17 protein-coding genes and 2 tRNA genes are annotated in these 21,945 nt (G+C 67.6%); 6 read left to right on the forward strand and 13 right to left on the reverse strand.

Translation table 11 applies throughout. The annotated features are described in order from the left end of the window. Positions 1–18: 18 nt before the first annotated feature. Entirely contained in the window at positions 19–387 is a 369-nt protein-coding gene (locus AC1C2U_RS08405; protein ID WP_495361286.1) for a hypothetical protein, read from the reverse strand. Positions 388–586: 199 nt separating this feature from the next. Next, positions 587–675: transfer RNA gene (locus AC1C2U_RS08410), tRNA-Ser, on the reverse strand. A 260-nt stretch (positions 676–935) separates the two neighbouring features. Between AC1C2U_RS08410 and AC1C2U_RS08415 the strand changes: the two genes are divergently transcribed. The 4 genes from AC1C2U_RS08415 to AC1C2U_RS08430 all read left to right on the forward strand — a co-directional run bounded on the left by AC1C2U_RS08415 (position 936) and on the right by AC1C2U_RS08430 (position 6,986). Beyond that, positions 936–2,789: an Hsp70 family protein gene (locus AC1C2U_RS08415; RefSeq protein WP_495361287.1), complete on the forward strand. Its 1,854-nt coding sequence runs from the start codon at positions 936–938 to the stop codon at positions 2,787–2,789. A 26-nt stretch (positions 2,790–2,815) separates the two neighbouring features. Then, positions 2,816–5,422 carry a LuxR C-terminal-related transcriptional regulator gene (locus AC1C2U_RS08420; RefSeq protein WP_495361288.1) on the forward strand — a complete coding sequence of 869 codons (2,607 nt, stop codon included), beginning with the start codon at positions 2,816–2,818 and terminating at the stop codon, positions 5,420–5,422. Positions 5,423–5,542: 120 nt separating this feature from the next. Further along, positions 5,543–6,358 (forward strand): IniB N-terminal domain-containing protein, encoded by an 816-nt coding sequence (locus AC1C2U_RS08425; RefSeq protein ID WP_495361289.1) that lies wholly within the window; start codon positions 5,543–5,545, stop codon positions 6,356–6,358. A 61-nt stretch (positions 6,359–6,419) separates the two neighbouring features. Then, a complete protein-coding gene (locus AC1C2U_RS08430) occupies positions 6,420–6,986 on the forward strand; it encodes a hypothetical protein (RefSeq protein ID WP_495361290.1) in 567 nt (188 codons plus the stop codon). Here the strand turns inward: AC1C2U_RS08430 and AC1C2U_RS08435 are convergent. The 9 genes from AC1C2U_RS08435 to serS form a co-directional block, all read right to left on the reverse strand. Beyond that, positions 6,873–8,426 (reverse strand): dynamin family protein, encoded by a 1,554-nt coding sequence (locus tag AC1C2U_RS08435; RefSeq protein WP_495361291.1) that lies wholly within the window; start codon positions 8,424–8,426, stop codon positions 6,873–6,875. The two genes, AC1C2U_RS08430 and AC1C2U_RS08435, sit on opposite strands and share 114 nt — an antisense overlap. Before the next feature lie 8 nt (positions 8,427–8,434). Then, complete coding sequence (locus AC1C2U_RS08440; protein ID WP_495361292.1) at positions 8,435–10,372, reverse strand: dynamin family protein; 1,938 nt, start codon at positions 10,370–10,372, stop codon at positions 8,435–8,437. Between the two features lie 70 nt (positions 10,373–10,442). Next, on the reverse strand, positions 10,443–10,730 hold the full coding sequence (locus AC1C2U_RS08445; RefSeq protein WP_495361293.1) for a hypothetical protein: 288 nt from the start codon (positions 10,728–10,730) through the stop codon (positions 10,443–10,445). Between the two features lie 141 nt (positions 10,731–10,871). Further along, on the reverse strand, positions 10,872–12,182 hold the full coding sequence (locus tag AC1C2U_RS08450) for a hypothetical protein (RefSeq protein ID WP_495361294.1): 1,311 nt from the start codon (positions 12,180–12,182) through the stop codon (positions 10,872–10,874). 194 nt (positions 12,183–12,376) lie between these two features. After that, on the reverse strand, positions 12,377–13,576 hold the full coding sequence (locus AC1C2U_RS08455; protein WP_495361295.1) for an LCP family protein: 1,200 nt from the start codon (positions 13,574–13,576) through the stop codon (positions 12,377–12,379). A 135-nt stretch (positions 13,577–13,711) separates the two neighbouring features. Next, a tRNA-Ser gene (locus tag AC1C2U_RS08460) sits at positions 13,712–13,796 on the reverse strand. 126 nt (positions 13,797–13,922) lie between these two features. Further along, positions 13,923–15,188, reverse strand: coding sequence for an LCP family protein (locus tag AC1C2U_RS08465; RefSeq protein ID WP_495361296.1), 1,266 nt, complete (start codon positions 15,186–15,188; stop codon positions 13,923–13,925). Between the two features lie 74 nt (positions 15,189–15,262). Beyond that, entirely contained in the window at positions 15,263–16,132 is an 870-nt protein-coding gene (locus tag AC1C2U_RS08470) for an HAD family hydrolase (RefSeq protein ID WP_495361297.1), read from the reverse strand. Next, positions 16,129–17,394 (reverse strand): serine--tRNA ligase, encoded by a 1,266-nt coding sequence (gene serS, locus AC1C2U_RS08475; protein WP_495361298.1) that lies wholly within the window; start codon positions 17,392–17,394, stop codon positions 16,129–16,131. The genes AC1C2U_RS08470 and serS overlap by 4 nt, the downstream gene beginning before the upstream one ends. Before the next feature lie 103 nt (positions 17,395–17,497). On the opposite strand from serS, the gene AC1C2U_RS08480 reads away from it, so the two are divergent. Beyond that, entirely contained in the window at positions 17,498–18,505 is a 1,008-nt protein-coding gene (locus tag AC1C2U_RS08480) for a diacylglycerol/lipid kinase family protein (protein ID WP_495361299.1), read from the forward strand. Here AC1C2U_RS08480 and AC1C2U_RS08485 read toward each other — a convergent pair. Together AC1C2U_RS08485 and pheA are read right to left on the reverse strand one after the other, a co-directional pair. Next, entirely contained in the window at positions 18,462–19,373 is a 912-nt protein-coding gene (locus tag AC1C2U_RS08485; RefSeq protein WP_495361300.1) for a hypothetical protein, read from the reverse strand. The genes AC1C2U_RS08480 and AC1C2U_RS08485 overlap by 44 nt on opposite strands. Positions 19,374–19,401: 28 nt before the next feature. Further along, positions 19,402–20,376 (reverse strand): prephenate dehydratase, encoded by a 975-nt coding sequence (gene pheA / locus AC1C2U_RS08490; RefSeq protein WP_495361301.1) that lies wholly within the window; start codon positions 20,374–20,376, stop codon positions 19,402–19,404. A 165-nt stretch (positions 20,377–20,541) separates the two neighbouring features. On the opposite strand from pheA, the gene AC1C2U_RS08495 reads away from it, so the two are divergent. Beyond that, positions 20,542–21,831: a DUF445 domain-containing protein gene (locus tag AC1C2U_RS08495; protein WP_495361302.1), complete on the forward strand. Its 1,290-nt coding sequence runs from the start codon at positions 20,542–20,544 to the stop codon at positions 21,829–21,831. Positions 21,832–21,945: the final 114 nt, after the last annotated feature.

Below are 21,945 nucleotides of genomic sequence, written 5' to 3' on the forward strand. Positions count from 1 at the left end.
GCTCTAGCCGTTGACGATCTAGTAGCCGATCATGTCGCGCTCTACCGCGGTAATGACCTCAGCCGGGATGCTGTCGACGGCGAGCCGGTGGACCGCATTGAGCCGAGGGTTGTATACACCGAGGTGGGTAGGAATGGGGCACTGAAGGTCATCGGGCCAGGCAAGGTTTTTGCGAAGATACGCGTCGAGATCCCAGTTGTCGCGCCAGTCCGTCTCCGGCGTCTTGTGGTCCCAGTTCCAGGTCGGACGCCAGTTCCATTCGGAGCGTCGCGCCATGAGCCAGTACACGAGCAGCTGCAACGTGTGGTTCTTGGTGGGCGGGTTCACCGAAACCTTGAAGTCCCAGAGCGTGTCCGCGGTGACGAAATCGCCGTCAGAGTTCTCCACTCTTCCAAAGGCGGGTGCCGTGTCGACACATTGGGCCTCTGATCAGGCATTTTCTGATGGCGAGCCACCAACAGCGGCTTCTGTGTGTCCCCCTGTGTGTCCCCACGAGGACACCTATGGGACACAGAATACCGCTGTTCGAGAAAACTCGATCCTTGGTAAGGATCTAAGAAAGCGCCTTTGACCGGGATTTTAAGAGCGGAGACGGAGGGATTTGAACCCTCGGAACCCTTACGGGTTCTCCACCTTAGCAGGGTGGTGCACTCGGCCGGACTATGCGACGTCTCCTTGCGGATGCTGGTGCGCACACGCGACTGTCATCATAACCCGGCCACCGTACGAACGACGATTCCAGCACCGTTCCTCGACAACGTTGCGCCTCGCATCCGTCCCGCATGCCTGACTCTCGATCGCCGGCGTGTCCTCCGAACTGGGGTGTACCAGAAGCCCGGCGTCCTCTCGCGGTCTCACCGGCATCGGCCTATAGTGACGCTGTTCAAGCCGAACTCGGAACCTCATGCCAAACTCGGAATCGTGGTTTGTGAAACATGGAGGACAACCCGTACGTCCTCGCGGTCGACATCGGCACGAGTCGCGTCGCAGCGGCAACTGCCCGAGTCGAGCGAGATGGAAGCATCAGCGCCACGCCCTTCGCACTGGGGCGAAAGGGCGACTGCGTCGCAGCCCTCGCCTTCGTCTCAGACGATGGCGACCTGCTGTTCGGCGATGCCGCCGAGCGCAGAGGTATCGCGCAGCCCGAGCGACTCGTGCGCGAGTTCAAGCGCAGCATCGGCGACGACGTGCCCCTCGTGGTCGGCGAGCAGTCCTTCTCACCCGAAATGCTGTATGCGAAGACTTTCGCGTCGATCGTCGACGCCGTCACGGAACGCATGGGCTCGCGCCCCGATGCGATTTCGCTCACGCATCCCACGGCATGGGGGGCGCACCGGCTCGGCCTGATCCGAGCAGCACTCGGCCGTCTCGGCATCGACGACGTGTCCCTGATCACCGAGCCGGAAGCAGCGGCACGCCACTACGAGGCCACGCGGCCGCTCGAGCCCGGACAGTCCATCGCGGTGTACGACCTGGGCGGCGGCACCTTCGACTCCGTGGTGCTGCACAGAGGCGCCGACTCGGAATTCACGCTGGCCGGCGATCCCGCGGGCTTGGACGATCTGGGCGGAGCGAACTTCGACGACTGTGTCTTCCGGCACGTCATCGCGGCATCCGGCTTGGATGTCTCTGCCCTCTCCATCGATGATCCCGACACCCGCATCGCGCTCTCCCAATTGCGCCGGGAGTCCATCGATGCGAAAGAAGCGCTCTCCTTCGATTCGGATGCCACGATCCCGGTGCTCATACCGCCGAGCCGATCGAGCGTGCGCCTGACACGGTCCGAGTTCGAGCACATGATCGACGGGGCGCTCGACACGACACTCGGCGTGCTGGAGAACGCGATCGACTCCGCCGACCTCACCGCCGATCAGCTCGAGGCGATCCTCCTCATCGGGGGATCGTCACGGATCCCACTCGTCGCCCAGCGCCTCTCCGAACGATTCGACCGGCCGCTGGCGGTCGATGCGGATCCCAAGGCCTCCATCGCTCTGGGCGCGGCGCGCACCGCGTTCGCCCGGTTGAACCAACGCGAAGCTGTCGCCGCGTCGACCGTGCCGGCGACACTCGATCCCACCGCGGAAGACACCGACGCAGACGCCGAGATCGAGGTCGACGTGGCCACGGGCAGCGGACTCGTGCTCGCGCGCGTCGCCAGTGCGTTCAGTCTCGTGCGCCCCACGTCGAACCGTACCGCGAGGCACGGATCGCCGTGGCTGCTGGCGGGTGCCGTCGCAGTGATCTCGGGAGCGATCGTCTTCGGCGGCGCGATGGCAGCGGGTTCGCGGATGACCGCCTACGACAATGCCGCTTCCGGCGATGCGGGCGGCACGTCGGACTCGCCCGAAGCGATACCGTTGCCGTTGACCGACCCGGCGTCGAAGGCGATCGCCCCGTTCGCGAGAGCGCTGCCCCCGCTTGCTCCGTTCGTCGATTCGGGGGTGTTCGAACGGCCCGATGACACCGGCGACGCCCGGCAACCGAGTACACGACTCAGCCCGATCAACGAGCCGTCTCCGGTTCGACGTCCGGCGGTGCCGCACACCACGCCGCCGGCGCTCTCGCCCCCTTCGGTGCGGGCGGTCGATCAGCCGGTCGTCACTGGGCCGCCCACCGATGACCCGCCCGCCACGGAGCCCACGACAGACACCACCCCAGACCCCGGACCAGACCCCGCACCAGACCCTCCCCCGGCAGACACCACCCCAGATCCCGCACCAGAACCCGCACCAGACTCATCCACCACCGACCCCGCCCAGCCCCCACCCACGACGGACGAATCCGTCTGATCAGGCATTGACGAGCAGCCCACGCCATGACAGTCCTGCATGTGTCGAGCACCGTGCTTCCGCAGACCGGCCCGCCGTTCGTCTGGGAGCGCCAGTTGCGACCCGCGGTGGATGCGATCGTCGCGCCTTGGGCCGGATCCGCCCGGGCGATGGTCGTCGGAAACGCCGGCTCAGGCAAGTCGACCGTGCTGCGTCACCTGCACGGGATGCTCGCCGCGGAGCATCGCGATGCAAGCCTGGTGGCCGCCGGCGAGCTGGATGTCGCGCACGTCCCACGTTCGCATGTGCTCCTGGTCGATGACCTGCATCTGATGAACGCCGAGCAGCTGGAACGCGTGCGAATCCGGTCGGATGACCCCGATGCCGCGCTCGTGGTGGCCAGCCGCCCGTGGCCGCCGTCGGACACCCTGACCACGATCGCGCGGCGCCTCGAGCGGACACGACCGGCGATCGTGCTCGGTCATGTCTCGCGATCGGACGTGCTCGCCTATCTGGAGAGCCGCGACCAGCTGATCCCGAGCCGCTGCCTCGACCACATTCTCGCGACCACCGGCGGCGTGTCGTGGCTGGTGTCGGAGGCGCTGGCGGCGCACGACGAGCGCGACTGCCTCGATGACGAGACCCACGGCGAGCTCGCCCGCATGCTCGAGGAGCGGATCGCGCACCGGCTCGACACCCTCGACTCCGATCTCCGCCGCACGATCGAGCAGCTCTCGATCGTGGGCGGGCACGGGCGACCGATTCTCGGGACACCCGAACACAACGACGAGAACATCATGAAGGGGTATGCCGAGGGCCTGTTGATGCGCAACGGTCAGCCGGTGCCGGTGGTGCGTGCCACAGTCAGGGCGACGATCCCCGCACGACGCCTCGTCGACATGAGCAGCAGCCTGGCGGAGGTCATCGCGCGCTCCGCCGAGTCGGGAGACCCCGGCGACGATGAATGGGTCGGTCTCGTCGGCGATCCGCAGGTCGGCGCCGCGCTGGTGCAGCACGGCGACGGAATGCTCGAGGATCACCCGCGCCGGGCGGCTGAGCTCTATTGCGCCGCGCTCAACTCGGGCGTCGACCCGGCGAGCATCGCTGCGCGCCGGGCACAGGCGGCTTGGGCTGTGGCCGATCTCGATGCCGCCAGTGCCCTGATCGATGCGGCGCCGTCCGGCGCGCACGGCACGGACGGCGATCGGATGGCCGACGTCGCGGCCGCGACCTGGGCCGGCCGCGGCATGATGGAACAGAGTTCCGCCGTGTACCGCGCGACCCTCCCCGACAGCCCCGACTCGACCGTACGGGCGATGATCGCCGCGTACGGCGTCGGCGCGCTCGACGATGGCACCGAGATCACCCACGAGATCACCACGAGACGCAGCGGTGTGCCGTCGGCACTGGGCGTCTCGATGCAGTTGCTCCGTCGCGGGCTCGCCGCATCGGTCGCCCCCGGGGGCGCCCCGACCATGCTCGTCGATCTCGTGCGCGCCTCGGAGATGTACACATCGTCACGCGCGTCCGCAGCCATCCCCGAGCTGCCGGCCGTCATCGCGACGGCGGTCGCGATCAACCTCGGGGACCTCGCCACCGCGCACTCCGTGATCGAAGACGCGATCGCAGGCGGGCACGGCGGGCAGTGGGCGCGCACGCGCCTGCTGCTGTGGCGCGCATGGGTCGCGGTGCAGCGAGCCTGGCCCGGCGAGGCACGCGAGGCGCTCGCCCGTGCGCTGGAGTGCACACCGACCACCTCGCCACGCGACGCGCTGCTCGCCCGTGCGGTGCAAGTTGCCATCGCACGCCGGTACGAGGATGCCGCTGGCCTCGAGGCAGCGTGGCGTCAGGCTCGACCGAACATCCTGCGCACCGAGATCGATCTGTACCTGCTGCATCCCTTCGCCGAACTCGTCTGCTCGGCAGCGAAGGTGGGAGACTCCGAGCACCTCGAGCCTCACCTCGCCCGTGGCCTCGAGATCGTCGACGGGCTCGGCGCTCCCGCGCTGTGGTCGGCGCACCTGCGCTGGGCGGGCATTCAGCAAGGCATCCTGCTGAACCGGCCCGAGGATCTCGCCCCGCACGCGCACGCGCTCGTCTCGGCCGCACCGACCAACCGGGTCGCCGCAGTCATGGCGAAGGCCGGCAGAGTGTGGACCTCAGTGCTCGCCGGTACGGTGCACGCCGACGCCGTCGAGAGCTCCGCGCGCGGCCTCGCAGCGGTCGGGCTCGCCTGGGACGCGGCTCGCCTGGCCGGGCACGGCGCCGCACGCACCACCGACCGCAAAGTCGCCGCCCGCCTGCTGTCGTGCGCGCGCGACCTGCACCCCAACGATGCCGCACGCCGCCCCGCGGCATCCGGAACCGACTCTTCTCCCGCGCCCATGCCGTCTGCGCCTGCGACGGAGATGCTGAGCGATCGCGAACTCGAGGTCGCCAGGCTCGTTCTTCAGGGGAAGACCTACGCCGAGATCGGCGAGACCATCTTCATCTCGCCTCGCACCGCGGAGCACCATATCGCTCACATCCGTCGCCGGCTCCGTGCGTCGTCGCGTTCCGAAGTGATCGCCAAGCTGCGAGTACTGATCGAGGGAGCGGGGGCCGCCGAGGATGTCGCGGCAGCGGGGCATGGGCAGACCGATGCACCCCCATAGTGCCCCCGTGCGATTTCGGGGATACCCCCGATGCCATGCCCGGCATGAGCGGCATACGTTAGGACAGACCAGCTTCGAACATGCGTGCATGTTGCCGTTGGACCGCTGAGGAGTCGATACATGAACACACCCGTGACGACCATCGCCGACGCGTTGATCGCGTTCATCCTGAGTCTGCTTCGCGACCCGGCCGCGGTCGACGAGTTCAACTCGGCGCCGCGGGAGGCCCTGGCCGCTCACGGCCTCCAGGGCGCGTGCGGGGCAGACGTGAAGGCGGTCGCACCGGTGATCATCGATGACCCGTCGGTGACCTCGAGAGCGCAGGCGTCACCGCAGTCCCGCTCGACGGATGGCCCGTCCCGCTCGACGGATGACCCGGGGTCGCCGCAGCCGTTCAGCGACACCAACGAGGTGGTCGACGAGATCTCCCGCATCATCAATCAGTTCACCACGATCGACAACCGAACGACGATCGTGGACCAGTCGACGAATCAGAACATCTGGGCCCAGGGCGACGTGACGCAGATCTTCGATCAGGATGCCGTCGTCGCCTCTGGCGACGACGCTGTCGCCGCTGGCGACGATGCCGCCATCGACAACTCCGACTCCACGGTCACGGCGGGCGACATCGCGGTGGGCAACACCACCGGCTCGCACAACACGACCTCGACGGGTGCGCCGAGCGACACCCCGGCCGACACGGTCGGCGCTGGAGCCGACGACGCCCCTGTCGTCGACACGGCGACCGCTGCATCGGCGACGGATGCCACGGATGCCACGGCCGCGGCCCCCGAGCAACCCGCGGCGGTCGAACCGGAAGCGCAGCCCGATGCGCTGCTGGCGGACCTCACGGCGGCGGATTCGTACGACGCGAACGAGCCACTCACCGCGCCCGACCCTGATCCGTATCCAGAAGATCTGGCCGAGGAGCCGTGACCTGGGCTCCGTGACCGAGCAGACGAATCCACCCGCCGGAACACCGGCGATGAACGCGGCCATGCCGACCGCAGGTCACAAGCGAGACGCGCCGGAACGCCCTCCCGTCGCGAATCCCAACGCGGCCCCGGTGCTCGTGAAGCTGACCCCGCCCTTCTCTGTGCGCGCGAGCCAGGTTCTCTGGATGCTCAGTTTCGCCGTCGGCGGGTTCACGGTGGTCTACTTCTTCGTCATCCGTCAGACCCAGCTCCCCCTGATCGCGGACGTCGTTCGCGGCGTCAGCGACGGGCGCGCGGAGCAGACGTACCAGACCGCAGCCGACGTCGTGTTCTGGGTCGTGTTCGGGGTGATGGTGGCAGCACTGCTGACGCAGATCACGCTTCTCGTGTCGTTCATGAGCCGGCGTCCCAAGGTGCGCTGGTGGCAGCTCTCGACGTTGGTGGTGCAGGTCCTCCTGCTGCTGCTGTCGACGGAGCTGGTGGCGATCGGCGAACGCGGTGAACCAGTGCGGCTCCTACTTGCCGCCCAGTGCGGGCTCGTGGTGCTCGCGCTGCTCTGGAGTGTGCTCCCGGGCGCCATCGCCTGGTCTGCTCGGCAGCACGATATCCGCCGCGGGCCGCAGCTCTGACGCGATCTCTTCCAGACTGCGGATCACCACCCGGCATACACTCACCGTCGCTCGGTCCGTGAGCGGAGACTCGGCCAGTCGGCGCCAGTGCACGAGGACGGTTCCGACGCGGTCGCGGAGTGAGTCGCTGTCGGTGTCCTCAGCCACGCCGAGACGCACGTGGGTCGGGGTGCCCTTGGCACCGATGATCGTCTGGGCGTCCGCGGCATCCTGAGCGATCAGCGGAAGCCCTTCCGACCTCGCGCTGGCCAGCAACGAGAGTTCCCGCAGCGCATGCGCGCCGGCCGTGATGCGCTCGATACCGCCGCGGATCTCTTCGGTTCCCTCGCGCGGATTCTCGCGGATGAGCTTATCGAGCCCGAGCAGCACTCCGCGCGCCTTGAGAGTCGACGCGCGGCTGCGGAACTGATCTCGCACGAACCGTTGCAGCTCGATCAGTCCGCTCTGCTGCACGAGTTGCGCCGACAGATCGGACGAGCTTTCGGTGCCGCCACGAATGAGTGCGGTGGCCAACCGCACCCCGAACAGTCCGAATCGGTCGAGCAGGTTCCGGCGCTCGGCCAAGCTCAGCTCGGTGACGTCGGAAGCGCCGGTGAACCGGTCGGCCGACACGAGGAGGCGCTCACGGTCGATCCGTTCGAGCCCCGCAAGTTCCTGGAAGGCCGTGTACTCGTGCTCGCGGAGCGTGCGCGCACCTTCTGCGACGAGCCCCGCCACGGGGATGACCCCCAGAACCAGCGAGGCCAGCTCGCCATCGAGCTCGTAGCGTCGTGCGACCTTGCCGGCCGACAGCAGGGAATCGATGCGGCCGGAACCGATCTCGTCCGAGCGCGAGAGCACCCCGACCGCGCAGATGCTCTGCGCCGCCCCGGCCGCGGTGTCGCGGAAGGCCTCGAGGAACTTGATGTCCGATGCGTGCAGGTGCCGCATGAGATAGACGACGGCATCCGCTGACGAGGGCGCCTCCTCCGGGGTGAGGAACACGGTCGCTCGCGCAGAGGTCTCTACCGACAACGAGGCGATGCCGGGCGTGTCGATGAGGATCATCGACTTCAGACCGATCAACGGCCAGCCGACGTCGATCCATCCCACCTCCTCGACGGGAGCGCCACCGAGGTCGAGCACCAGGCGCCCGTGATCTCGTCGCACCGGCAGCCGCCGGGGTTCGCCCTCCTTCGGGTGAAGCGTGACGGTCGGAGTTGCCGAATAGCGGTACCAAGTGACGACCCGTGTGCACTCACCGGCGTCGGTCGGTGCGATCTGCTCGCCGAGCAGGGCATTCAGCAACGTCGACTTGCCCGCCTTCACCATGCCTGCGATGGCCAACCGCAGGGGTTCGCGCAAGCGCCGGTCGAGTTCGGCGAGCGTATTCTGCGCCGCAGGATCATCGCTGTAGACGGCGCGGGCGGTGCGCAGCAAGCCCGCTGCGTCGTCCCTCACCTGTGCCGTCACCGTTGTACGGCCTCGGTGCGCATCGGCGGAAGCTCGGGGATCTCGGCGCGAAGCCGCTCGAGTTGGCCGATCTGCGCTTTCAGTTGGACCACTCGCTGGTCGCGCTTGGATGTGTAGGTGGTAGCCGTCTGCTTCGCAGTGATGAGCGCCTCCGACAGCGATCGGTGCAGTTCTTCGGCCATCGCCCCGAAATGATCGCGAGCGGCGCGCTGCACCAGGCGCAGCCGGTCTTTGAGCTGCTTGCCGACCTGAAAGGTGACTTCGTCGATGTAGCGGCGCACGTGGCCTTTGGCTTCGTGCTTCCTGCGGATCAATCGTGCGCTCATGTCTTCGCGATATGCCCGCCGACCGACGAGCACTCCGGCGAGCAGCGACAAGGGATTGATCAGGGACAGTCCGATCAGTCCTGTGGCGAGGCCCACCATGAGGACGCCGCCGTACGATCCGCGCACGCCGATGTAGATCCGCTCTCCTGCGCCGAGACGACCCGGGTCGAGCACGGAGATGCCCTCGACCGGGTCGAGCACGCCCTGGGTGTCGCCGACGTCGATCGCCGGGAGCGCGGACTCTCCCGCGCTGAACATCTCGGCCACTTCCTCCGACAGCCAGCGCGAGCGTTCGTCGGTCCACACGAATGTCTCGGACACCGCGCTGGCCACCCGCTGGTCGAGCCATTCGGTGATCTGGTCCCAGATGGGTCCGGGATCGCCCTCTTCGATCGCGTCCTCGGCCTCGCGCTGCACTTTGCGCAGCCGGTCGCGCAGGTCGTGTTCCATGTCGGCGATGAGATCGGCGACGCCGTCGGTGAGCGTCACCTGCCAGCGCGATGAGCGCCCGCGGAACTCGTCGGCGCGCGCCTTCGCCGCCTCCAACTGGGCGATCATGCGCGGCGTGTCCTCGGGGTGCAGGATCGCGTTCAGCTCGGAACGAAGCGACATCGTGAGCTGCTCGACCACCGACACGAGATCGTGCACGGCGCTGCGCTCGTGAATCACCTCGGCGCGGCCGAGCACCTCTCGGCGTAAATGCGCGACGAGCGCCGGAAAGCCCGACTCGTCGTTCAGTGCGCTGTCGCGCAGTTCGGCAGCGAGCAGGCGAAGATCGCTGGAGACGGAGAATATCGGCACGTCACCGGCATCACGGAGGTGCCCGCGGTCGATCTGCTCGATCTCACGCCACGACGGGTAGAGGTCGGTCTTGGCGAGCACGGCGGCGACGTTCGGCGAGATGCGCATCGCGTGCTTGAGGAACTGCACCTCGGGTTCGGTGTACTCCTGCGAGGCATCCGACACCAGCAGCACGGCGTGCGCCGTCGACAGCGCCGACAGCGTCGCCAGCGCGTTGGACGATTCCATGCCGCCCACGCCGGGCGAGTCGACGAGCTTCAGCCCGCCCTTGAGGATCTCGCGCGGCAACAGCACCTCGGCCGACACGATGCGACGCTCGTTGCGCGGGTTGCCGCTCTCCGAGACGAATTCGGAGATCTCCTCGAGCGGTATCTGACGGCGATCGACGCCAGCCGTGCCGGTGGCGGGATCCGTGTGCTGCTCGAGCACCCACGCCGAGGGCACCTCGGCGTACCCCACCGACGTCGGCACGCTCGTCGCGACGTCGTCGTCGACGGGGCATGCCGGTGCGTTCACGAGGGCGTTGATGAGCTTGCTCTTGCCCTGCTTGAACTCGCCGACCACGATGACGCGGATGTCGGGATCGGCGAGCCGCGCCTGTGTCTGTTGGATTCGTCTGGCCAGGTCTGCACGACCGGATGAAGCGGCGAGCTGCCCGACGTTGCGGACGACGTCCATCATGGCCGAAGCCTCACCCTCGAGCTCCGGCGCGCGTTGCAGGTGCGCCGCCACCGGCGGATCGTCGGGCGTCGCCGTTTGCTCGCGCTCGACCACTGCAGACTCCTCAGTGTTGACTGCTTCCGGCACGAATTCCCTCGTTCTCTCCATCGTGACAGAGAACGGGGCGGAGTGCACCCCGCCCCGTCACGCGCCCGATTCAGAGTGGGAAATCGGGCCCGATACTCCCAGCGTCGTCGACGACATCGTCGACGACGTCGCCCCAGATGAGCGCGGTGTCGACATCCCAATCGGATGCGTCGACGTGCTCGATCTCCGCGGTGAAGAGGTTCGCCGCGCTCGGGTCGGAGAGGGCGTCTGCGAGATCGGTCTCCCATGCGCCGGCGTCGAACCCGTCGTCAGGCTCGACCATCGGATCTGCCGCCTGTGCCGACGAGTCGTCGTACGGCAGGGCACCGTGCTCGCTCGCGGCCTCGTCACTGGACATCTCGGACACCTTCGGAATCTGTGGGGGAATTTCAGTCTGCACTGCAAACCAGCGGATGTCAGCAGTGACCGCGGCCGTCAGCGACCGGATGGGTGTGTGCCCGGCCGCCCCAGGGGGCGACCGGGCAGAACTGCAACGCCCCTACAGGTTGATGTCGTCGACCTGTAGGGCGACGGCGTCAGGGCTGAGGATGTTGGCGTTGTCAACGTCGACGTCGACGTCGACATCGGTCGAGTAGTCGTCGTTGAACGAGTCGTCCACATCCACGTCGAGGTTGGTCGAGTTGTCGTTGAACGAGTCGCTCACATCGACGTCCCAGCTGTAGTCCTCGTTGTACGAATCTGTGGTGTTGCCGATCGAGATGTCGCCGACCGAGACATCGAACGACGAGTTGTCGATGTCGACATCGCCTCGCGCAGCCACGCCGTAGTCACCGGAATTGACGACAGTTTCGTTGTTGAAGTACTGCGACACGTTGCCGCCGCTGGCGTCGCCACCAGAAGAGCCGGTATCGCCTGCGCCGCCGCCGGTACCGGACCCACCGGCACCGCCTGTGCCGCTGGCACCGTTGCCGCCCGTGGCGTCACCGCCGGCACCACCGTCACCGCCGGCACCCACGGCGGCATCGCCGCCACCGCCGGCCGCACCCGAGGTGGCGCTACCACCCGAGCCGCCGCTGCCGGAAGCACCGGTACCGCCGCTGCCGGAACCGCCGGCTGAGCCGAGCGCGCCGGAATCGCCTCCGCTGCCAGCTGCAGCAGCGATGTTCTGGTTGACCGACTGGTCGAGCACCGTCGAACGGTTGTCGATGTTGACGCTCGTGCCGCCGCCATCAGCGAGCAGGCTCGACTCGCCGGTTTCACCGTCGGCGCCGAGGCTTCCGACGATCGTGAGGTCGCCGAACCCGACGTTGTACTCCCGCACACCCGCGTTGATCGAGTGGTCGTTCAGCGTCGTGTTGCCCGAGTCGTGGATCGAGTTGTCGTTGTACGAGTCGTGCACCGAGTTGTCGGAGTTGTCCGAGTTGTCGGAGTTGTCCGAGTTGTCGTTATACGAGTCGTTGGTCGAGTTGTCGGAGTTGTCCGAGTTGTCCGAGTTGTCGGAGTTGTCGGAGTTGTCCGAGTTGTCGGAGTTGTCCGAGTTGTCGGAGTTATCCGAGTTATCCGAGTTATCCGAGTTATCGGAGTTATCGGAGTTATCGGAGTTATCGGAGTTATCGGAGTTATCGGAGTTATCCGAGTTGTCGGAGTTGTCCGAGTTATCCGAGTTGTCCGAGTTATCCGAGTTATCGGAGTTATCGGAGTTATCCGAGTTATCGGAGTTATCCGAGTTGTCGTTGTGCGAGTTGAAGTCGTTGAGCGAGTCGACAGTGTTGTCGCTGATCGGCACCGCCACGTTGACGTTGAACGAGTCTCGGACTCGAGTCCAGACGCTGTTGTCATCGAAAGCCATGAGTGTGTTCCTTCGCTTCCCCGGACGATTTCACGCCCTGTTGTCGATTACCCGTCTCACGCTACGAGCGAGGTGCGGTGGTCGGCATCGGGGGCTTACCCGAGGGTTCACGAGGTGCTGTAGGGGACTCCGGCGCCCGATCAGGGGGCCACTGGGGGATCAGCTCAGATGCAGAAGCCGATCGCGAACGCCGCCTACTGGTCGTCGAGCGTGCGGCCTGCGGAGCACCGGGTCTCTGCCGCGGTCTGCCCGGCGACATCACTCGGCAGCGCTTCGACCGTGGGCGCGGGTGCGGCCGGGTCGGCGGGCGCCTCGGCCGCAGCGTCGTCGGCAGGCACCTCTTCGACGGGTGCCTCCTCGGGGGGCACGATCGCATTGGGGTCGCCTGCCGAAGCGAACGCCGACTCCTGCGCAGCCGCGTCGAAGGTCACGGGGAGGTCGTTCTGGAGCGACGTTCTCACATATTCGGCCGAGCTCGTGGGCTCGACGGCACCGCCGCCCTCGACGTACGCGGTCGGGTACTGGATGAACGCGATCTTGCTGAGATCGGTGGCGCTCAGCGCCTTCGCGATCGAGATCATGCGGGTCGGGTCCATGAGGCTGTCGGACAGCTGCATGTTGGCGAGTGCGGCCTTCGCGATGGAGTAGAGCTTCACCGGGTCGCTGAGCGTGCCGTTCGATTGCACGGTGCGCACGAGGGAGGAGAGAAACACCTGCTGATTCGAGATACGGGCGAGGTCGCTGCCGTCGCCGACACCGTGACGAGTGCGGAGGAACTGCAGCGCAGCCATGCCCGAGAGGTTGTGCGTGCCCGCCGCGAGGAACGTGCCGGTGTACTCGTCTTCGATCGGCTCGGCAACGCAGACGTCGACACCGCCCACCGCCTCGGAGAGCCCCGCGACGCCCATGAACTGCACGACACCGCCGAAGAGGATCGTGATGCCCAGCTCGGCCTCGATCGTCTTGACGACGCAGCCGAGACCGCCGTGCGAGAGCACGGTGTTCATCTTCATGCCGTACTGCTCGGAGAACGGCTCTTCGGGGTCATCGGGGTCATCGCACTCGGGCACATCGACGAGCATGTCGCGCGGAAAGCTCACGACCGAGGCGTTGGAATGGTCTTGCGAGATGTGCAGCAGCATCGTGACGTCGTTGAGTACGGCGGTCTCTTCTTCGGGATCGCCGAACGCCATACCCTGCCCCTGGCGGCTGTCGCTGCCGACGACGAGGATGTTGACGCCCCCTTCCATGGCACCCACATCGGGCACGCCCTCGAGCACATCTTCGTTGCCGAGGGTGACGGTGGGTTGCACGGTCTTCGCGAGATCGAAGGCGGCGTACGCGGCGATGGCGGTGCCCGAGACAAGAGCGACTGCGACCACGGACGCGGTCACTTTGCCGGCGGTCTTCCACAGGCTGCGTCGCTTGAGTCGGCCATGCCGAACAATAGGATTCGAGGTCGCAGCACGACGTGCACTGCTTCGCAACTCTTCTGCCACCATCATCCTTTCGTGCCTGGTCGTCTCGCGCGGAGGGCGTGGGATTCGAACCCACGAGACATTACTGCCCACTGGTTTTCAAGACCAGCTCCATCGGCCGCTCGGACAGCCCTCCAAGCCTGCAGTCTCGCACCCTGGGGCGCGATTCGTGCGGGCAGGCCCCGATTCTAGCCGAAGCAAGCTTCGTCAAGCCTCGCAGGCCACCCTGAAAAGGTGCTGAAGCGGCTCGTTCGTACTCGCCTCAGCCTTCGTTGGCGCTCGAGCACCGCACCTCGGCGGCGGTCTGTCCCGTGACATCATCGGGCAGCACAGCTCCGGGGGTCTCAGCCGGGGCGGATGCCTCAGGCGCGGCCGATGCCTCAGGTGCGGGTTCGGGCGCGGGTGCCGTCTCGTCGGGCACCGTTCCGAACTCGGTACCATCGATGGCGTTCGGGTCGATCACCAGGGGCACATCCGCCAGCAAGTCGGCGTTCACCTGCTCGGCCGACTCGGCGGCCTCCACGCCCGAGCGATCCTCGGTGTACACCGTCGGATACTGCAGGAACGCGACCTTGGACAGGTCGACGTCTTGGAGTGCCTTCGCAATCGAGATGAGCTTCACCGGGTCTTGCAGCGTCGGAGAGAGGCTCATGTTCGAGGTGACGGCTTTCGCGATCGAGTACAGCTTCGTCGGGTCGCTGAGCGTGCCGTCGGCCTGCACGGTGCGCATGAGGGAGGCCATGAACGTCTGCTGGTTCGAGATGCGCCCGAGGTCGCTGCCGTCGCCGACGCCATGCCGCGAGCGCAGGAAGGCGAGTGCGTCGTAGCCCGAGATGGTGTGCTTGCCGGCGTCGAGGTGCAGGCCCGAGTAGTCGTCGTCGATGCGCTCGGCGACGCAGACTTCGACGCCACCGACCGCCGTGGCGAGCGCGGCAACTCCGTCGAACTGCACGATGCCGCCGACGGGGATCTGAACTCCGGTGAGCTCCTCCACCGTCTGACCGACGCAGCCGATGCCGCCGTGCCCGAGCACCGTGTTGAGCTTCACACCCGACATCGCCGAGAGCTTTTCACCATCGGGGTCTTCAGGATCGGTGCACTCCGGCACCGGCACGATCATGTCGCGCGGGAAGCTCACGACTTCGACGTGCGAGTGGTCTTGCGCGATGTGCAGCAGCATCGTGACGTCATTGAGCTCGCCCGATTCATCTTCGGGGTCGCCGAATGCACCGCTCTCGGGCCGCTTGTCGCTGCCGAGGAGCAGGAAGTTGAGGCCGCCGTCCATCGCTCCGATGTCGGGCACCCCGTCGAGCAGGTGTTCGCTCTCGAGCTCGGCGCCCTGCTGCACCGATCCGAGCAGGTCGAGTGCGGCATAGGCGACGACCGAGGTGGCGCTGACCGCGAGCACAGCGACGGCGGATGCCGCGATCTTCAGGTACGTCGAGACGGCGCCGCGCCGCGGCATCCGCCCGTGCCTCGGCACCGCCGTCTGCTCGACGGCGACATCCTGCTCGACTGAACCGCTCACCGCAACCCTTCGATTTCGCCGATTCTATGCTGGCGAGCTCTGCGAGCACCGGGAGCGGTGCGATTCCGGGCGCGTTACGGCAGTGAGTCGAGCACCGCCGCGAGGCCTGCATCGTCGATCGTGCCGCCGACTTCGCGTGCGGCTTCGCGCACCTCGTCGGGCGCCTGGCCCATCGCGACGGCCCTGCCGGCCGCGCCCGCCCACGCGAACATCTCGAGGTCGTTGCGCCCGTCGCCTGCGGCGAGCACGCGGTCGTTCGGAAGGTCGAGCCAGCCCCGCACCCGTTCGAGCGCGGTTGCCTTGTTGACGCCGTCGGGGGCGATGTCGAGCCACGCGGTCCAGCCGATGGCGTAGCTCACGTGGTGCAGGCCCATCTGGTCGACGATCTCGAAGAACTCGTCGAGCCCGTGCTCGAGGCTCGTCACGACGACACGCGTGGCGCGCTGGTCGAGCAGCTCATCGAAGAGCACTTCACGGGCGTTGTCGACGTTCCAGTCGCTCATGCCCTCGGTGTAGAGGCGATAGCCGTCGGGCAACTCGACCATGAACTTGCCGGCCGGCAGGAACGAGCGAATGCGCTCGAGCACGGGCGTCGGGTCGAACGTCTCGACGTGACGGCGAACATAGCCATCTGATGCCGAATCGTCGCGCTGCATCGTGATGGCACCGTTGGCGCACACGACGTACTCGGGAGTGAGCTCGAGCCGCTCGAGCACCGGAGCGGTCGTCGCCCACGAGCGCCCGGTCGCGAGCGTCACGACATGGCCGCGGTCGCGGGCTGCGGCGACCGCCTCGGCGACGACCGGATCGATCGAGCCGTCTTCGTGCATGATCGTGCCGTCGACGTCGAGCGCGACGAACCACGGGTCAGCGTTCCCTGAACTCGTCGAAGGGATCTCCCCAGCTTCGACGGGCTCAGCGAGCTCCGGTTGCTCGCTGTTCATGCGACCGGCTCGAGCACCTCGAGGCCGCCGAGGTACCCACGCAGGGCCTCGGGCACCACGACCGAGCCGTCGGCCTGCTGGTGGGTCTCGAGGATCGCGACGAGCCAGCGGGTCGTCGCGAGGGTGCCGTTGAGCGTCGCGACGGGGGCCGTCTTACCGCTCTCGGTGCGGTGGCGGATCTCGAGGCGACGCGCCTGGAACGTCGTGCAGTTCGACGTGGAGGTGAGCTCTCGATAGGCGTTCTGCGTGGGCACCCACGCCTCGACGTCGTACTTGCGTGCGGCGCTCGAGCCGAGGTCGCCGGCCGCGGTGTCGATGACCCGGTAGGTGAGGCCCAGGTCTTGCAGCATGCCCTCCTGCCAGCCGAGCAGACGCTCGTGCTCGGCCTCGGCATCGGCCGGGTCGATGTAGGTGAACATCTCGAGCTTGTTGAACTGGTGCACGCGGATGATGCCGCGCGTGTCTTTGCCATGGCTGCCGGCTTCGCTGCGGTAACAGGTCGACCATCCGGCGTAGCGGATCGGCCCCTTCGACACGTCGATGATCTCGTCGGAGTGGTACCCGGCGAGCGCGACCTCGCTCGTGCCCGTCAGGTAGAGCTCCTGTTCGGGCAGGTAGTAGACCTCTTCGGCGTGCGCGCCGAGGAACCCGGTGCCGTTCATGATCTCTGGCCGCACGAGCGTCGGCGTGATGAGCGGCGTGAATCCGGCCGCGATCGCCCGGTCGAGGCCCATGTTCATGAGCGCGATCTCGAGGCGCGCGCCGACGCCCTTGAGGTAGTGGAAGCGCGCGCCCGAGACCTTCGCACCGCGCTGCATGTCGATGGCGTCGAGCAGCTCGCCGATTTCGAGGTGGTCGCGCGGTTCGAAGTCGAACGCGGGGATCTCGCCGACCTCGCGCAGCACGACGAAGTCGTCTTCGCCGCCGGCCGGCACACCGTCGATGACGATGTTACCGAGGCGCTGCACGGCGAGCGTGAACTCGGACTCGGCGTCACTCGCAGCCTGATTCGCGGCTTTCACGCGGGCCGCGAGCTCTTGCGCTTCGGCGACGAGAGCGGCCTTGGCGTCTTTCGGCGCCTGCGCGACCTGCTTGCCGAAGGCGTTCTGCTCGGCGCGGAGCGCTTCGAACACGGTGATCGCGGTGCGCCTCGCGGCATCCGCCTCGACGGCCGTGTCGACCAGCGCCACGGACTCGCCACGGAGCTCTTGCGAACGCTTGATCAGGTCAGGGTTCTCGCGAAGCAGCACGGGGTCGATCACCCGAGCAAGTCTAGCCGGGGCATCCGACGACTCGATCGGCACCCGAACGGCACCCGAGCGCGTTCACGGCCGTTTCAGGCCTCGATGCAATACCGTGGGCAGCGTGAGGGCAGACGAGGAGGGGGCGACGGATGCCGCTGGCCAGCGCCTGCGCGCGGCCATCATCTTCAATCCCACCAAGCAGGGCGTCGAGTCGCTGCGGGCCGCAGTCGAGGCTGCCGAGCAACGCCAGAACTTCGCCCCGTCGCTCTGGATCGAGACCGCCGAGGACGATCCGGGCAAGGGTATGGCGCGTGAAGCGCTCGAGGCCGGCGTCGACCTCGTGATCGCAGCAGGCGGCGACGGCACCGTGCGTTCGGTCGCGGCGACGCTCCGCGGCAGCGGCATGCCGCTCGGACTCGTGCCGATCGGCACCGGCAACCTCTTCGCCCGCAACCTCGACATTCCCGTGAACGACCAGGCCGACGCCGTCGTGCTCGCGTTCTCCGGCATGGACCGGGCCGTCGACGTGATCGTCGCCGACATCACCCGCGCCGACGGAACCGACGAGACGCACGTGTCACTCGTGATGGCCGGCATCGGCATCGACGCAGCCATGATCGCGGGCACCAACGCCGACCTGAAGAAGCGCGTCGGCTGGCTGGCGTACGTCGACGCGGGCCTGCGGGCCCTGCCCGCATCCAAGCCGTATCGCGTCGTGCACCGGGTCGACACCGGCCGGCAGCACCGCTCGAAGGTCGCGAGCATCCTCGTGGCGAACCTCGGCTACCTGCCGGGCAACATCGAGCTGATCCCCGACGCCGAGATCGACGACGGCCGCCTCGACGTGGTCGTGCTGGCACCTCGCAATCTCTTCGGCTGGCTGCTCATCTGGCGCAAGGTCACGTGGGAGAACCGGGTGCTGCGAAAGTCTGCGCTCGGCCGACAGTTCCTCGACCTCACCGGTGGCAGCAAGCGCACGGAAATCGTGTACCTGCGAGGGCGGGCAGTCGACCTCGAGATCGAGGGCGCGGCCGAGGAGTTCGAGATCGACGGTGACGAGTTCGGACTCGTGGTCTCTGCGCGGTTCAAGGTCGACCCGGCTGCGCTGATCGTGCGCGTGCCGCGCTGAATGCTGCGCGGCGCACTTCGACTGCGACGATCGCCACGAATGCCGCAATCGATGCTGAGACGAGCGGCCCGAGCATGGCCTGCGCGAACTGTCCGAACGCCATGCGCGCGAAAGCCTCGGATTGCGTCTCGCTGACCCCGCTTCCGTCGACGACGAGACCCATGCTCGCTCCCGCTCCTTCGACCACTCCGCGGACAAGCCATATCACAGCCACAACGGTTGCGGCCATGATCGCAACGAGCCCCCACCACTCCGCCCCTCGGTGCGTGCGAGCCTCGTCGCTCGCCCAATTCGCGCTCCCGGCAGGTAACGTTCCAAGGCGTCGTTGCGCCGCCAGTGCCGTCACGACGACGACGCCAATCGCACCGGCCATCAGCAGCGGCGACGACAACCCCCATCCGAGCTCCCGCAGCCCGGGCTCGGCAGACCGAGACACTCCCGTGTAGGAGCCCAGGTCCCAGTACACGGCCCACGACCACCAGACGCCGACCGCGAACGCCGCCATCGTCACCGCCCACCCGGCGACAAGCCATCGCTGCGGCATGGGCCCGCCGGGTTGCGCCTCGTCGTCGACAGGTGCAGTGGGCTCATCACTCGCGAGCTCGGCCGCCTCGAGCGGTGTCGCCGATTGCCCGCCGAGGTGCTCGAACAGCGCCTCGATGCCGCGTTGCTTCGGCTCCTCTGCGTCGTCGAACCGCTCGTTCACATGGCTCGGCAGCTCCGCCCTCGGCCGATCGGGGATGCGCGCCACCCGCGCTGCGCGGGTGTCCGCGGCATCCGTCTCGCTCGCCCCATGATGCCCCGAGTACCCGCGCTGGAACCGCGGATCGAATCGCGGGTCGATACCGGTCGTGGCGCCGTCGCTCACGTGGCCTCCTCGGATCAGGGCCGCCCGATCAGTCGGGCTCGCCGCTCAGGAGGCCCCGCAGCCAGTCGCGGGCCTCGATGAAGATGCCGTCATCGTACTTCGAGTGGTACTCGATCTCACGCTTGTCGGCCCGCGGATACGAGCCGAGGAAGATCACCTTGGGGCTCGTGCGACGGAGGCCGAGCAGTGCGTCGGCGACACGTTCGTCGGCGACGTGCCCGTCGAAGTCGACGACGAAGCGGTAGCGGCCGAGGGCATCGCCGATAGGCCGCGACTGGATGAGCGAGAGGTTCACGCCCCGCGTCGAGAACTGCTCGAGCATCGCGAGCAGCGCGCCGGGCTCGTCATCGGGCAGCTCGACGATGATGCTCGTCTTGTCGGCGCCGGTCGGTTCGGGCAGCACCCGTGAGCGACTGACGAGCACGAAGCGGGTGACGGCGTTGGGGTCGCCGATCTCGCGGGCGAGCACGTCGACGTCGAGGAGGTCGGTGATGCCGGGCGGCGCCACGGCCGCGTCGGCCTGGCTGCCTTCGAAGAGGGATGCCGCGGCGGCGACGTTGCTCGTCGCGGGAATGTGCCCGTGGTCGGGGAGCTCCCGTTCGAGCCAGTCGCGCGACTGCGCGTAGGCGACGGGGTGCGCGTTGACGACCCGCACCTCGGCGAGCGCGGTGCCGGGCCGCGCGACGAGCACGAAGTTGACGGGCACGAGGTACTCGCCGAGGATGCGGAGACCGGGCACGGTGGCCAGCGCGTCCTGCGTGGCGGAGACGCCGCCGTCGACCGAGTTCTCGATGGCGATCATCGCGGCGATCGAGCGGCCGTCCGTGACATCCGCAAGCGCCTCGCCGACGTTGTTGACGGCCCGCCAGTGCTTACCGGATGCTTCTGGCACCTGCTTCAGCGCCGACTCGGTGAAGGTGCCGGCCGGCCCCAGGTAGGAGTACGTCTCCTCGGGCGGTGTGGGCGCGGCAGCTCCGCTGAGCCCCGTCGAAGCGTGCGTCATGCAGGTCAGCCTAGCCACCGCCACCCCCTGCTCTTTTCAGGAGTTCTCGGCCCCTTTTCAGGAGTTCTCGGCCCCGACATGCGATTCAGCGGCGTGTTCTCCTGAGAAACGCCCCGATATCGCGGAACCTCCTGAAAACGGATACGCGACGGAACGGGACCCCGCATGAACGCGATCGGTACGACTGATCGATCCACGCGAAGCGTGCCCACCGATGCCGAACGGCTCGAGGCGCTCCGGCGGATGAAGCGCGTCGCGACGAGCCTGCTGCTCATCGCCGCGGTCGTGTTCGCAGTCTCGTTCGCGCTGCAGGACGAGTTGCCGTGGCTCGGCTACGTGCGCGCGGCCGCCGAGGGCGCGATGGTCGGCGCGATCGCGGACTGGTTCGCGGTGACGGCGCTGTTCCGGCATCCGCTCGGCATCCCGATCCCGCACACGGCGATCATCCCGAACCGCAAGGACGAGATCGGCGCGACCCTCGGCGCGTTCGTCGAGCACGAGTTCCTCTCCGACGATGTCGTGCTCGGCAAGCTCCGCTCGATCGGCATCGCCCGCCGGCTCGGTGGCTGGCTCCGGACGCCGGCCAATGCCGAGCGGCTGACCGCCGAGGCATCCGTCGCCGCACGCGGCTTGCTCACCCTGCTCGGTGATGACGACGTCGAGGACGTGATCGAGCGACTCGCCCGGCGATACCTGTTCGAGCCCGAGTGGGCGCCAGCGATCGGTCGGGTCGGCGCCCGTCTCGTCGCCGACCACCAACAGCGCGCCGCCGTCGACGTCGTGCTCGAGAAGGCCGAGGGATGGCTCGATGCGCACCCCGAGGCATTCGGCAGCATGATCTCCGATCGGCTGCCGCGGTGGCTGCCCGGCTTCGTCGACCGCGTCGTCGACGACCGCGCCTACCGCGAGGTGCTCGGGTTCGTACAGGCCGTACGTGCCGATGCGGGGCATCCGCTGCGCGTCGCGATCGACCGCTACCTCGCCGAGCTCGCCGACGCCCTGCAGCACGACCCGCTCATGATCGCGCGCGTCGAGACGCTCAAGGCCGAGCTGCTCGAGAGCCCGCGCCTGCGCGAGTTCGCCGGCGAGGCGTGGGCCTCGGTGAAGGCGACGCTCGATGCCTCGCTCGCCGACCCGTCGAGCGAGTTGCGCGCCGGGCTGACCTCAGCGGTCGTCGAAGTCGGTGCCCGCCTCGTCGCCGACGAGGGGCTCGCCGCGAAGGTCGACACCTGGGCGACGGATGCCGCGGCCTACGTCGTACGCAACTACCGCCACGAGATCGCGGGCGTCATCACCGAGACCGTCGAGCGCTGGGATCCGCGGGAGACGACCGAGAAGCTCGAGCTGCAGGTGGGCCGCGACCTGCAGTTCATCCGTATCAACGGCACGGTCGTCGGCGCACTCGCCGGACTCGCCATCTTCACGATCGCCACCGCGGTGCACGCCCTCTCCTGAGGCGACCTCGCGGGTTGAGGAGCGACGAAGGAGTGTCTCGAACCTACGTCGACCGAAGGCCAGGTTTCGAGACGGCGCTGGCGCGCCTCCTCAACCCACGAGAAACGAGACGGC

It is taken from the genome of Agromyces sp. Y575 (genome assembly GCF_059445445.1).